10 protein-coding genes and 1 pseudogene are annotated in these 14,133 nt (G+C 57.2%); 8 read left to right on the top strand and 3 right to left on the bottom strand.

Translation table 11 applies throughout. The features are described 5' to 3' along the window. Positions 1-153 precede the first annotated feature (153 nt). The 4 genes and pseudogenes from IM282_RS07220 to IM282_RS07205 form a co-directional block, all read left to right on the top strand. Positions 154-1,806 carry an MFS transporter gene (locus IM282_RS07220; protein WP_023300055.1) on the top strand — a complete coding sequence of 551 codons (1,653 nt, stop codon included), beginning with the start codon at positions 154-156 and terminating at the stop codon, positions 1,804-1,806. A gap of 22 nt (positions 1,807-1,828) precedes the next feature. Next, positions 1,829-2,911 carry an HlyD family secretion protein gene (locus IM282_RS07215; protein WP_032624299.1) on the top strand — a complete coding sequence of 361 codons (1,083 nt, stop codon included), beginning with the start codon at positions 1,829-1,831 and terminating at the stop codon, positions 2,909-2,911. Continuing rightward, positions 2,908-4,287: an efflux transporter outer membrane subunit gene (locus IM282_RS07210; protein ID WP_058646681.1), complete on the top strand. Its 1,380-nt coding sequence runs from the start codon at positions 2,908-2,910 to the stop codon at positions 4,285-4,287. Before IM282_RS07215 ends, IM282_RS07210 begins: the two co-directional genes overlap by 4 nt. 61 nt (positions 4,288-4,348) lie before the next feature. Continuing rightward, positions 4,349-4,789, top strand: a pseudogene (locus tag IM282_RS07205) (O-methyltransferase); the annotation flags it as partial. Positions 4,790-4,870: 81 nt separating this feature from the next. Here the strand turns inward: IM282_RS07205 and hrpA are convergent. Next, on the bottom strand, positions 4,871-8,773 hold the full coding sequence (hrpA, locus tag IM282_RS07200) for an ATP-dependent RNA helicase HrpA (protein ID WP_192970275.1): 3,903 nt from the start codon (positions 8,771-8,773) through the stop codon (positions 4,871-4,873). 203 nt (positions 8,774-8,976) lie between these two features. Here hrpA and azoR point away from each other — a divergent pair, with 203 nt between their 5' ends. Together azoR and IM282_RS07190 are read left to right on the top strand one after the other, a co-directional pair. Then, on the top strand, positions 8,977-9,582 hold the full coding sequence (gene azoR / locus IM282_RS07195) for an FMN-dependent NADH-azoreductase (protein ID WP_022648050.1): 606 nt from the start codon (positions 8,977-8,979) through the stop codon (positions 9,580-9,582). A gap of 89 nt (positions 9,583-9,671) precedes the next feature. Beyond that, positions 9,672-10,358 carry an RluA family pseudouridine synthase gene (locus IM282_RS07190; RefSeq protein ID WP_023300051.1) on the top strand — a complete coding sequence of 229 codons (687 nt, stop codon included), beginning with the start codon at positions 9,672-9,674 and terminating at the stop codon, positions 10,356-10,358. 7 nt (positions 10,359-10,365) lie between these two features. Here IM282_RS07190 and IM282_RS07185 read toward each other — a convergent pair whose 3' ends face one another. Continuing rightward, a complete protein-coding gene (locus IM282_RS07185; protein WP_022648048.1) occupies positions 10,366-10,905 on the bottom strand; it encodes a DUF2058 domain-containing protein in 540 nt (179 codons plus the stop codon). Between the two features lie 168 nt (positions 10,906-11,073). On the opposite strand from IM282_RS07185, the gene IM282_RS07180 reads away from it, so the two are divergent. Both IM282_RS07180 and IM282_RS07175 read left to right on the top strand, forming a co-directional pair. Then, entirely contained in the window at positions 11,074-12,048 is a 975-nt protein-coding gene (locus tag IM282_RS07180; RefSeq protein WP_063147385.1) for a DUF1852 domain-containing protein, read from the top strand. A 26-nt stretch (positions 12,049-12,074) separates the two neighbouring features. Next, a complete protein-coding gene (locus tag IM282_RS07175) occupies positions 12,075-13,103 on the top strand; it encodes a methionine synthase (RefSeq protein WP_003857302.1) in 1,029 nt (342 codons plus the stop codon). 3 nt (positions 13,104-13,106) lie between these two features. On the opposite strand, the gene IM282_RS07170 is transcribed toward IM282_RS07175, so the two are convergent. Continuing rightward, complete coding sequence (locus IM282_RS07170) at positions 13,107-14,039, bottom strand: LysR family transcriptional regulator (RefSeq protein WP_046621637.1); 933 nt, start codon at positions 14,037-14,039, stop codon at positions 13,107-13,109. Positions 14,040-14,133 lie beyond the last annotated feature (94 nt).

The raw sequence follows: 14,133 nt of genomic DNA, 5'->3' as shown, positions 1-14,133 counted from the left end.
TTGCGGCTCCGTTCGCGAGCCGCACTTTTTCTTCATCATTCCCTCTACATTTGATTAACATACAATATTCGTATTCACTTGAATTATGATTTGCGTCAGCCGTAGAATCATTAGCCCGCTCACAATTCAACATTTTTAAAGGTAAACCCCGTTATGCGCCTGCCCCAACGCGATCCTTATGCTCCTCGCGAGTGGCAGCCACACGAGAAACCCGCTCTGCTGGGTTCCCCTTCCACCCCGGAACATCCAACGTCGAAACGGATCGCCTATGGCGTGGTCGGCCTGCTGGTGTGTCTGACCGGGGCGCTGGGTAACGCGGTCGTCACCGCCAATCTGCAAAATCTGCAAGGCACCTTCGGCGCCTGGTCGACTGAAATCGCCTGGCTGCCTGCCGTCTATGTCATGACTAACGTCTCTATCAACCTGCTGCTGGTAAAGTTTCGCCAGCAGTACGGTTTGCGCGCGTTTACGGAAGGCTTCCTGGTGCTGTATGTGCTGGTCACCTTTTTCCACCTGTTTGTGAACGATCTCAGCTCGGCGCTGATGGTACGTGCGGCACACGGGATGGTCGCCGCCGCGCTCAGCTCGCTCGGCATTTATTACCAGATACAGGCCTGGCCCGCGAAGCACCGACTGAAGGCGCTGACCATCGGCATTACCGGTTCGTCGCTGGCGATACCGCTGGCGCGGCTGTTCTCCACCGAGCTGTTGCAGCTTGATGAGTGGCGTGGGCTGTACTTCTTCGAGCTGGGTTTGGCCCTGATCTCACTGGCCTGCGTGATGGTGCTGAAACTGCCCCCGGGCGATCGACGCAAAGTTTTCGAGAAGAAAGATTTCATCACCTTCTTTTTGCTTGCGCCCGGTATGGCGCTGTTGTGCGCGGTTCTGTCGCTAGGGCGTCTGGAATGGTGGTTTGAAACACCGTGGATCGGCTGGGCGTTGGCTCTCTCGCTGGTGCTAATTGTCTGTGCAATCGTCTTTGAACATAACCGCAGCAACCCGCTGCTCAATACCCGCTGGCTGTCCAGCGGCAGCATCGTACGCCTGGGGTTGATTATGCTGCTGATCCGCATCGTACTGGCGGAACAGAACACCGGCGTCATCGGCTGGCTGCAATATGCGGGCCTACAGAATGAACAGATGACCCATCTGGCGTGGTCTATTTTCGCCGGAATCGTCTGCGGTATCGTCACCAGCTGTCTGACGATCAAACCCACTAAGCTGGCCTGGCCGATTATCACCTCGCTGGCGCTGATGATTGTTGCTTCGCTGCTGGACAGCCAGTCCAACAACCTGACCCGGCCGGATCAGCTGATGTTCAGCCAGTTCCTGCTTGGTTTCGGCAGCGCTTTCTTCCTCGCCCCTGCGATGCTGGCCGCCATTGGCGGGGTGATCGCCGAACCACGCAATCTGGTCAGCTTTTCCGTAATGTTTGGCATGAGTCAGAACCTTGGTGGCCTGCTGGGTTCTGCAATCCTTGGTACCTTCCAGACCTGGCGCGAGAAGTACCATTCCAGCCTGCTGGCTGACCAGCTCACCACCCTCAACCCGCTGGTGAACGAACGCATTCAGCTTTACACCCAGATGTATAAAAGCCTGGTTGGCGACAGTTCCCTGTTGGGAACCCAGGCCATTATTCAGCTTCAGACGGTGACGACGCTTGAGGCAAACATTCTGGCTTACAACGATACTTATCTCCTGACGGCGAGCATTGCCACAGCCACGCTGGTCTGGATTTTATGGCGCTTGCTGCGCCTGCGCATCACCGCCCGTATGGCCCTTAAGAACGCCACTGGCAATAAGTAATGACTATTTTTCAGGAGAAGTTATGAGTCAGCAGGATGCCGCCAAAGAGCAGGCCAACACCCGCAAAAATGTACGCGTCGTTTCCATTTTCACCGCCGCGGCTATCGGCATTGTCGGGGTGCTGGTGATCCTTTATGCCTGGCAGTTGCCCCCGTTCACGCGTCATACCCAGTTTACTGATAACGCCTACGTGCGCGGCCAGACCACGTTCATCAGTCCGCAAGTCAACGGCTACATTACTGAGGTCCATGTTCAGGATTTTGTGCAGGTTAAAAAAGGCGACCTGCTGTTGCAGATTGATGACCGGATCTATCGCCAGCGCGTCCATCAGGCCGAGGCGCAGCTGGCAATGAAAATTGCTGCGCTGAACAACAACCTGCAACAGCGTAAAAGCGCGGAAGCGGTGATTGCCAAAAACGAAGCGGCACTGAAAAACGCCCGTGCCCAAAGTCTGAAAACCCAGGCGGATCTGAAACGCGTGAAGGATCTGACCGCAGACGGCTCCCTGTCCATTCGCGAGCGCGATGCGGCGCTGGCCAGTGCTGCCCAGGGGAGCGCCGATATCGACCAGGCGAAAGCAACGCTTGAGATGTCGCGCCAGGATCTACAAACGGTTATCGTCAATCGCGCTTCGCTGGAAGCGGACGTTGAAAATGCGAAAGCCGCGCTGGAGCTTGCGCAGATCGATCTGCAAAACACCCGCATTGTCGCGCCGCGTGACGGTCAGCTCGGGCAGATTGCGGTGCGTCTTGGAGCGTACGTCACCGCCGGGACGCACCTTACCACGCTGGTCCCGCCGCAGCACTGGGTGATCGCCAATATCAAAGAGACGCAGCTGGCGAATTTACGCGTCGGACAGCCAGTGAAATTCACCGTCGATGCGTTAAACGATAAAGCCTATCAGGGCCGCGTGGAGAGCATATCCCCGGCCACAGGCGTCGAGTTCAGCGCTATCACCCCGGATAACGCCACGGGCAACTTTGTTAAAATCGCCCAGCGCATCCCGGTACGCATTGAGGTACTCGGTGAGCCGGAGGCGTACCGGCTGCTGCGCCCTGGCATGTCGGTGCAGGTCACCATCGACACGCGGGAGGCAAAACAATGACGCTTCGCCCGATAGCCGGCCTGCTGATGATGGCTATCCTAGCGGGTTGCCAGTCGGTTGACGTTGAGCCCGCCACATCGTCCCTGCATATCCCGGCCCAGTGGCGCGCGACGTCGGGGCCAACCAGCCCGACAGAGCAGCTCTGGTGGCGTAATTTCCACGACAGCAATCTGAATCACTATGTGGATCAGGCGCTGAAGAACAACAGCGACGTGCTGATTGCCCGCGAGCGGATTAATGAGTTTCAGGCCCGGGTATACGCCGCCGACGGCAGCCTGTTCCCGTCGCTTGACGCGGGCGTGACCGGGACGCGCGCGCGCTCGCAGTCCGCCGCAACAGGCCTTCCGGTATACGGTACGTTGTACAAAGGCAGCCTGACCGCCAGCTACGACGTGGATATCTGGGGGGTAAACCGCAGCACCTCCCGTGCCGCCGAAGCGTCGCTGGAGGCACAAAAGGCGGCGGCCGCGGCGGCAGATCTCACGGTCGCATCGTCGGTGGCCTCCGGGTACGTCACTCTCCTGTCGCTGGATGAACAGCTTCGCGTTACCCAGTCCACGCTGAAATCGCGTGAAGAGGCGTTCAACCTTGCTAAACGACAGTTTGAGACGGGATACAGCTCTCGCCTTGAGCTGATGCAATCGGATTCTGAGCTGCGCGCCACCCGCGCTCAGGTTCCACTGCTTCAGCACCAGATTGCGCAGCAGGAGAATGCGCTTAGCCTGCTGCTGGGCAGCAACCCGGGTAACGTTGCGCGCGGTGAAAGCTTTGATGCCCTGACGCCGCTGAAACTGCCCTCCCAACTGCCGTCGACGTTACTGAACCGGCGTCCGGATATCGTCCAGGCTGAACGTCAGCTGATTGCGGCGGACGCGACGCTGGCGGCATCGCGTGCCAGCCTGCTGCCGTCGATCAACCTCACGGCCACAGGATCGGTGCAGGATCGCACGCTGTCGGGATTGCTGGATAACCCCCTCCAGCTCTGGAGCGTGGGCGGCAGTATTCTTGCGCCGCTGCTGAACCGACAGGCGCTGAATGCACAGGTGGATATCTCCCAGTCTCAGCGTAATCAGGCGTTGTACAGCTACGAAAAAACCGTACGTAATGCGTTTGCCGAGGTGAATGACAGCCTTGATGCCATCACCCGTTATCAGGAACAGCTTAACGAGCTGCTGGCTCAGCAGGCGGTCGCGCAGGAGACGCTGCGGATAGCGCAAAACCGCTACCGCAACGGGTACTCTTCTTATCTGGATGTGCTCGATGCACAGCGCACGCTGTTCTCGGTGCAGACCAGCGTGGTACAGGTGAAAAACAACCTGCTGCTGGCGCAAATTGATTTGTATAAAGCGCTGGGCGGCGGTTGGGTCAGTGCGTGAAAACATGCCGGGTGGCGGCTACGCCTTACCCGGCCTACATTTCGCCTCTGGCGATACCCCCATGGCGCGCGCCCTGCCGCCGGACGGAAAGTTGATTACGCTAGAAGCGGACCCGACACATGCCGCAGTTGCACGACAAAATATTCATCTTGCGGGACTCGGCGATCGCATAGAACTGATTGCAGGCCCGGCGCTAAAGTCGCTCGAGAATTTCGGTGACGTCCCGCCCTTTGACCTGATCTTTATTGATGCCGATAAGCCAAACAATCCCGGCTACCTGGAGTGGGCGCTGCACTACTCTCGTCCCGGCACGGTAATAATCGGCGATAACGTGGTGCGCGACGGCGAGGTGGTTAACGGGCAAAGCGACGATGCACGCGTGCAGGGGGTACGGAAGTTTATCGAGATGACTGGAGATAACCCACGCTTAACCGCCACCGCGCTGCAAACGGTGGGCGTTAAGGGGTGGGATGGGTTTACGCTAGCGATGGTGGAACGATAAAAAGCCGGGTGGCGGCTACGCCTTACCCGGCCTACATGTTCTCCCGTAGGCTCGGTAAGCGCAGCGCCACCGGGCAATGGTTTAGCCGGAGATCTGCTCCATCGCCTGCAAGATACGCTTATCCGAAATGGGATACGGCGTACCGAGCTGCTGGGCGAAGAAGCTGACGCGCAGCTCCTCGAGCATCCAGCGGATCTCCCGCACGTCGTCGTCATCGCGACGCGCTGGCGGCAGTTTGTTGAGCCACTGCTGCCACGCCTGCTGCACGTTTTCGACTTTCAGCATCTGCGCTCGATCGCGATGCGGATCGACCGCCATTTTCTCCAGACGCTTCTCAATCGCCTGCAAATAACGCAGCGTATCACCCAGACGCTTAAAGCCGTTGCCGGTGACAAAGCCGCGATACACCAGCCCCGCCATCTGCGCCTTCACGTCCGACAGACCCAGGGCCATGGTCATATCCACCCGCCCCTTCAGGCGCTTGTTGATATTGAACACGGCGGTGAGGATCTGCTCGACCTGTTTGGCAATCTCCACCACGGTGTCGTTCAGCTCCGCGCGCACCTTTTCATGAAGCTGAGCAAAGCCCTCTTCCGTCCAGACCGGACCGCCCGCCTCGTGGATCAGTTTGTCCACACCGCAGGAGATGCAGTCGTCGATCAGATCCAGCACCTTACCGTACGGGTTAAAGTAGAGCCCCAGCTTGGCTTTGTTCGGCAGCTTCTCGTGCAGATACTTAATCGGCGAAGGGATGTTAAGCAGCAGCAGGCGACGCAGCCCGCGCCACATCATCTGCTGTTGCTCCTGCGGATTGTCAAAGAGCTTAATCGCCACGCTGTCGCGCTCATCCACCAGCGCGGGCCAGGCTTTCACTTTGTAGTTCCCGCGCTTCTGCTCATAGCTTTCCGGAAGCTGACCAAAGCTCCAGATGTGCAGCCCGCTCTGCTCAATACCGTCATCGGCCACCGCAGAGAGCGTCTCCTGGACTTTACCTTTCAGCGCTTCTTTCAGCTCCGTCAGAGAACGGCCTTCGAGCAGCTTTTTGTTTTTATCGTCCACTACGCGGAATGTGATTTTCAGGTGATCGGGCACCTGATCCCAGTTCCAGTCGTCGCGGTCAATGGTGGTCCCGGTCATGCGTCGGAACTCACGCTCCAGTGCGTCCAGCAGCGGCAGTTCCAGCGGCGTGACGCGGCCTAAAAACGCTTCGGCGTAGTTCGGCGCCGGTACAAAGTTGCGCCGCACTGGTTTAGGCAGGGATTTGATTAATGCAATGACAAGCTCGCGGCGCAGGCCGGGAATTTGCCACTCAAACCCGCTCTCATCCACCTGGTTTAACAGCGGCAGCGGAATGTGCACCGTCACGCCATCGGCATCCGCGCCCGGCTCAAACTGATAGGTCAGACGCAGCTTGAGGTTGCCCTGATGCCAGAAGTTCGGGTAGTCGAGCTTGCTGACCGACTCCGCACCCTCTTTGATCAGCATGCTCTTTTCAAAGTTGAGCAGGTCCGGGGTCTCTTTGCTGGCTTTCTTCCACCAGCTGTCGAAATGGCGCGCCGAGATCACATCGTGGCTGATGCGCTGGTCGTAAAACTCAAACAGCGTCTCGTCGTCCACCAGAATGTCGCGACGGCGGGACTTGTGCTCAAGCTCTTCCACCTCGGCGCGCAGCTTGAGGTTTTCGCGGAAGAACGCATGGCGCGTCTGCCAGTCGCCTTCCACCAGCGCATGGCGGATAAACAGCTCGCGACTCAGCGCCGGGTCAATCTGGCTGTAGTTAACCTTACGCGCTGCAACCACCGGCAGGCCGTAAACGGTGACTTTTTCCGTCGCCATCACCGCGCCCTGCCCGCGCTCCCAGTGCGGCTCGCTGTACGAGCGTTTCAGCAGGTGCTGCGCCACCGGCTCAACCCACTCTGGATCGATACGCGCGGCAATACGCCCCCATAGACGGCTGGTTTCCACCAGCTCGGCGACCATGGTCCACTTCGGCGGCTTCTTGAACAAACCGGAGCCCGGGAAGATGGAGAAACGCGCGTTGCGTGCGCCGGTAAATTCCTGTTTATCCGCATCCTTCATCCCGATATGAGACAGCAGGCCGGTCAGCAGGGCGATATGAATTTCGCGGTACTCCGCCGGTTCACTGTTCACCGGGATGCCCAGCTCTTTCACCACCTGGCGCAGTTGGGTGTAGATATCCTGCCATTCGCGCACGCGCAGGTAGTTGAGGAAATCCACCCGGCACTGACGGCGGAACTGATTCGAAGAGAGCGCTTTTTGCTGCTCGCCGAGGTAGTTCCACAGGTTGACGAATGCGAGGAAATCGGACTCTTTATCGTGGAAGCGACGGTGTTTTTCATCCGACGCCTGCTGTTTGTCCATCGGACGCTCGCGCGGATCCTGAATTGAGAGCGCCGAGGTGATGATCATCGCCTCGCGCACGCAGCCGTGTTTTTGCGCCTCCAGCACCATGCGCGCCAGCCGCGGGTCGACCGGCAGCTGGCTAAGCTGGCGGCCCAACGGCGTTAGCTTGTAGGCCGTCGCCTGCTCGTCGGTGGTAATGGCACCCAGCTCTTCCAGCAGCCGCACCCCGTCCTGAATATTGCGCTTATCCGGCGCTTCCACAAACGGGAAGGCGGCGATATCGCCCAGCCCCAGCGCGGTCATTTGCAGGATAACGGATGCCAGGTTGGTTCGCAGGATCTCCGGATCGGTAAACTCCGGGCGCGACAGGAAATCGTCTTCCGAATAGAGACGAATACAGATCCCTTCCGACACGCGGCCGCAGCGGCCCTTACGCTGATTAGCTGACGCCTGCGAAACCGGCTCGATCGGCAGACGCTGAACTTTGGTTCTGTAGCTGTAGCGGCTGATGCGCGCCGTACCCGGGTCGATCACGTATTTAATGCCCGGTACGGTCAGCGAGGTTTCGGCCACGTTGGTCGCCAGCACGATGCGGCGCCCGCTGTGCGGCTGGAACACGCGGTTCTGCTCGCTGTTGGACAGGCGCGCGTACAGCGGCAGGATCTCGGTATGGCGCAGATCGCGCTTGCTGAGCGCATCGGCGGTATCGCGGATCTCACGCTCGCCGCTCATGAAGATCAGAATGTCGCCAGAACTCTCGGTGCCCAGCTCGTCGACGGCATCGAAGATGGCCTGAAGCTGGTCGCGCTCGGTATCGTCCGCCTCTTCAACAATCGGGCGATAGCGCACTTCAACCGGGTAGGTTCGGCCTGAGACTTCAATGATCGGCGCATTGTTGAAATGTTTTGAGAAGCGCTCCGGGTCGATGGTCGCGGAGGTGATGATGATTTTCAGATCCGGACGCCGGGGCAGCAGCTCTTTCAGGTAGCCGAGCAGGAAGTCGATGTTCAGGCTGCGCTCGTGCGCTTCATCGATGATAATGGTGTCGTACTGCATCAGCAGACGATCCTGCTGGATTTCCGCCAGCAGGATACCGTCGGTCATCAGCTTAACCATGGTGTTATCGCTGACGTGGTCGCTGAATCGCACCTTGTAGCCGATGCAGCCGCCCGGCTCCGTTTGCAGCTCGTCGGCAATACGGTTCGCCACGGTGCGCGCCGCCAGACGACGCGGCTGGGTGTGACCGATCAACCCTTTCACCCCGCGGCCTAATTCCATGCAGATCTTCGGCAGCTGAGTGGTTTTACCTGAACCGGTTTCCCCCGCGACGATCACCACCTGGTGGTCGCGCACGGCCTCAAGAATGTCCTGTTTTTTCTGGCTGACGGGCAGGTTTTCCGGATAGGTAATCTCCGGGCGTGCGGCTTCACGCAGCACAACTTTCCCTGCCGCCTGTTCAATCTCTTTGGCCATCTCCTGGTAAATGGCCTGTTGTGCATCAGGATTTTTAACCTTCTTAACGCCGTGCAGACGGCGCGCAAACCGCTGTTTATCGCGCAGCATCAGCGAATCAAGCTGTTGCATCAGCACCGGGAAGGATAATTTCTGTTGTTCTGTCATAGCGTTAACGGGCAGTGCACTGCCGGATAAAATCTCTTTTTAATGATTGCTATAGAGTACCACATCAGTGCTTTTCGCGCCTTATTCAAAAAATTCGAACATAGGCTTCGATATATTGCGCTATCCCTGTGGCAGTATTGTGAATAAAGTGTCAACAAGCAACGGGGCAACCCCCTCAATCAAATACAAAACAGGAAATTCCCATGAGCAAAGTATTAGTGTTGAAATCCAGTATTCTGGCAGGGTATTCACAGTCTGGTCAGCTGGCTGACTATTTCGTTGAACAGTGGCGTGAACAGCACAGCGCGGATGAAATCACCGTGCGTGACCTGGCAGCAAACCCGATTCCTGTGCTGGACGGCGAGCTGGTTGGCGCGCTGCGTCCGAGCGATGCGCCTCTCACCCCACGTCAGCAGGAAGCCCTGGCGCTCTCCGACGAACTGATTGCTGAGTTGCAGGCCCACGACGTTATCGTGATCAACGCCCCAATGTATAACTTCAACATTCCTACGCAGCTGAAGAACTACTTCGACCTGGTGGCGCGCGCTGGCGTAACCTTCCGTTACACCGAGAACGGGCCGGAAGGTCTGGTGAAAGGTAAACGCGCTATCGTCCTGACCAGCCGCGGCGGTATTCACAAAGATACCCCTACCGATCTGGTCGCACCGTACATGACGTTGTTCCTGGGCTTCATCGGCATTACCGACGTGAACTTCGTGTTCGCTGAAGGTATCGCTTACGGCCCGGAAGTGGCCACCAAAGCGCAGACCGACGCGAAAGCCGCTATCGACAGCCTGGTCGCAGCCTAAATTTTCCCCCTCTCACCGCCCGGTGGGAGGGTTTTTCTTTCCCCCGTATTTCGTTATCATCCGCACCCACTCTCCAGCCCGGCGGCCTGATGTCTGTCATAATCGATACGTTTATTGCACCACCCTGTCACGACGACATTGAGATCCTCTGGCAGGACGAGCATCTGCTGCTGATCAACAAACCCTCTGGTCTGCTCAGCCTGTCCGGGAAAAATCCGCAAAACCGCGATTCCGTCCACCACCGTCTGGTGCAAACCTTTCCCGGCTGCACGCTGGTGCATCGTCTTGATTTTGGCACTTCGGGCCTGATGGTGATTGCACGTAACAAAGCGATTAACGCCGCGCTTTGCCACCAGTTCAGCCAGCGCGCCGTGACCAAGGTTTACACCGCCCTGTTGTGCGGACATGTGGAACAGGACGAAGGGACCGTGGATGCCCCGATTGCCAAAGATCCGGCGCTGTTTCCGCTGATGACGATCTGTGCCCGCACCGGTAAGCCCGCTCGCTCCCGCTATCGGGTGATGGAACGTATTTACCAGGATACGACAATGCCGTTGACGCGGGTTGAGCTTACCCCGGAGACCGGGCGCACCCACCAGCTGCGCATTCACTGCCAGCAGTTAGGCCATCCTATTCTGGGGTGCGATCTGTATGGGGGTCTGGAATGGCCGGGGGCGGAAGAAACGCCCCGGCTGATGCTGCATGCAAGCGTTCTGAGTTTTATTCATCCGCTGAGCGGCGAGACCATGAATGCCCGTCACGCCGCGCCATTCTGAACGAGGTTTACCACATTAAATCGTCAGGGATTTTGAAGTCTGCGTACGGATCGTCTTCGTCCTGCTCTTCCTGACTCAGCGCGCTGTTTAGCACAATGCTGTCCGCATCGCGCTGGGCAATTTTATCCGCCACCACCGCCGGGATAATCGCGTAATCACAGTCGCCATTCGCGTTAATCACCAGTCGGGCAATCGCCAGACGACCGTTGATCAGTTGGGTTTGCGTCTGCTTATCGACGTCGATTTTTTTGATCAGGCTGCCATCGGTAAAGTTAAAGGTAATGTTGCCCTTCGCCACGGTGATGCGGTTCATCTCAATCAGCTGCTTCACCTGCGCCCTGAACTCTTTTGCCAGCACCGCCTGTTTTTGCTGTTCGCTCAGCTGCTTATCACGCTCCAGCTGGGCTTTCTTGTTCTCTTCAACAGCCTCTCTCGCCTCGCGAGCCTGGACGCGGGATTTTTTCGCCGTGCGCTGAACCTTCGCCATCTTTTTACTGCTGACTAAGCCCGCTTTCAGCATCTGCTCTTGTAGGGTGAGTTTTGTCATGATCGTTTAAACCGGTTGGAAATGTCGGGGGATTATACCTGAATCGCGCAGTTCATGAAGAACCCTCATGACGCAGTGAAATTAAGTCACTTCCCCTGCGCCAGTGGCTCAGGCATAAATTATGCATTGATAACGTTTAGGCAACATGAACTTAGGATGCATAACCAAATGAGTCAGGCTTTCACATTTACCCTTAAGCGCAGTTGCTTTGATGAAAATTATAACCCGTCAGAAAACACGCGCACCACCACCAACTTCGCCAACCTGGCGCGTGGCGAGAAGCGTCAGGAGAACCTGCGCAATACGCTGGTGATGATCAACAACCGCTTTAACGCGCTGGCGAGCTGGGATAACCCGAAAGCCGATCGCTATGCCGTCGAGCTGGAGATTATTTCAGTCGATATGAATATCGGCGGCGATTTTACTTTCCCGGCCATCGAAATTCTGCAAACGACGATTGTGGATAAAAAGACCCACGAGCGCATCGAAGGCATCGTCGGGAATAACTTCTCATCCTATGTTCGTGACTATGATTTCAGCGTCCTGCTGCTGGAACATAATAAAGATCAGCCCCGTTTTACCCTTCCCGAGAATTTTGGCGAGCTGCACGGCAATATCTTTAAAAGCTTCATTCATTCTGCGGAATATCAGGCGAACTTTAAAAAAGCGCCGGTGATCTGCCTGAGCGTCTCCAGCAAAGACACCTATCGTCGTACCGGTAACCACCACCCGGTGCTGGGGTATGAGTACCAGCCGGACGGCGAGTCGCTAACGGAACAGTACTTCGCGAAGATGGGCCTCAAGGTTCGCTATTTCATGCCGGAAAACAGCGTCGCGCCATTTGCCTTCTTCTTCACCGGCGATTTATTGCGTGATTACACCAATCTGGAACTGATCGGCACCATCAGCACCATGGAGACGTTCCAGAAGATCTATCGACCAGAAATTTACAATGCCAATTCCGCTGCGGGACAGTGCTATCAGCCCGACCTGAATCAGCAGGATCACTCATTAACAAAAATCGTCTATGACCGTGAAGAGCGCAGCCGGCTGGCCATTGAACAGGGTAAATATACCGAAGAGCGGTTCATCAAACCCTATAAAACCCTTCTTGAGCAGTGGTCTCATCACTTCACGCTTTAATTTAATACGAATAAAAGGTTCTTCTTATGAAAACATTGCTCCCGACATCGACGGCTGGCAGCCTGCCGAAACCCACCTGGCTTGCGCAGCCGGAAACGCTCTGGTCGCCGTGGAAACTCCAGGACGAGGAATTACTGGCAGGGAAACAGGATGCGCTGCGTTTGTCTCTGGATGAACAGATTCGCGCCGGGATTGATATCGTCAGCGACGGGGAACAAACCCGCCAGCATTTCGTCACCACCTTTATTGAACATCTCAGCGGCGTGGATTTTGAAAATCGTCAGACGGTGCGGATCCGTAACCGTTACGATGCGAGCGTGCCGACCGTGGTAGACGCGGTGGCGCGCCAGAAACCGGTGTTTGTAGACGACGCGAAATACCTTCGCCAGCTGACGGATAAGCCGATCAAGTGGGCGCTGCCTGGCCCGATGACCATGATCGACACGCTATACGATGCACACTATAAAAGCCGCGAAAAGCTGGCCTGGGAGTTCGCAAAAATTCTTAATCAGGAAGCCCGCGAGCTGGAGGCGGCCGGCGTTGACATTATTCAGTTCGACGAACCTGCTTTTAACGTCTTTTTCGACGAAGTGAATGACTGGGGCATCGCCGCGCTGGAGCGCGCCATTGAAGGGCTGAAATGCGAAACCGCAGTACATATCTGCTACGGGTACGGCATCAAAGCCAATACGGACTGGAAAAAAACGCTCGGCTCCGAGTGGCGCCAGTATGAAGAGGCGTTTCCAAAGTTGCAGACCTCAAAGATCGATATCATCTCGCTGGAGTGCCACAACTCGCGCGTGCCGATGGATCTGCTGGAGCTTATCCGCGGTAAAAAAGTGATGGTCGGGGCAATTGACGTCGCCACCCAGACCATCGAAACGCCGGAAGAGGTGGCCGATACGCTACGCAAGGCGTTGCAGTTTGTTGATGCAGACAAGCTCTATCCGTCCACCAACTGCGGCATGGCTCCCCTTTCCCGCCAGGTCGCCAACGGTAAGCTGAAGGCATTAAGCGCCGGGGCTGACATTATCCGTCGCGAGCTTGCCCGCTAACCTTCAGGTTTGCCAGTACAGTGGCGTACCGAACCGCTCAATATAGTAGTCAATCACCGCCCTGACGTTCAGGGGCGGATGACGCGCGTTCGGGTAAATCGCCGCAATCGTCAGTGGCTCCGTATTAATAGAACACTCCATTTCCGGCAGCAGTGCCACCAGCTCACCGCTTTTGAGCCGTTCGCTCACCATCCAGTCCGGGAATAGCACAACGCCCATGCCGCCCAGCGCCGCAATCAGGAGCGTTTCCGCGTTATTGGAAGTCATCAGCGGTACGATGGGATAGTGAACCCACGCCTCGCCCGGCTGCCGGATCAGCCAGCGGTTAGGCCCGGACGAACCGCGGTAAACCAGACAGTGGTGACGACTGAGATCGTCCGGCCCGTCGGGCGCGCCATGTTTTTGCAGATAGTCCGGCGAGGCCGCCAGATGGTAGAACTGCTGACCGAACACCCGGGCGTGAAACGAGGAGTCCGTCAGCGCGCCGATGCGGAAGATAACGTCCGCGGCGTCGCGGTGCGGATCGATAAAATCGTCGGTGAGGGTCAGTTCAATGGAGAGACGAGGATAACGCGCCAGAAGCCCCGGCAGGCCCGGCGCGATGTGCCGTTGTCCGAAAAAGACCGGGCCATTGATACGCAGCGTGCCCGACGGCTCGCGGGCGCGTTCATCCAGCTCGCGTCGCGCATCCTCCAGATTTCCGGCCATCGCCCGGGCATAGCGCACAAAAAGATGCCCGCTCTCTGTGGGCATAATCGCCCGCGTGTTGCGGTAGAAAAGCTGTTGCCCGAGGGCGTCCTCAAGCTGGTGGATCATGCGGGAAACCTGCGACGCAGAAATCCCTTCCCGCCTCGCCACCACGGAAAAATTCTGCGTTTCATAAACGTCGATGAAGATCAGCAGCGCGCGAACGCTGATATGTCCGGCATCCATCATTAATGCATTTCCTGCACAGGTGTTTCCTGCATTATGGCATTTTTCTCAATGATGTTCAGACGTAATCTTCTCCGCCTGGAAAAAGGAGAAAAAG

The sequence above is a fragment of the Enterobacter cloacae complex sp. P29RS genome (assembly GCF_014893445.1).
In the GTDB taxonomy this organism is placed as follows: Bacteria; Pseudomonadota; Gammaproteobacteria; order Enterobacterales; family Enterobacteriaceae; genus Enterobacter; species Enterobacter intestinihominis.
The sequence above is the reverse complement of the archived record's forward strand: the minus strand, read 5'-3'. Positions and strand labels throughout refer to the sequence as shown.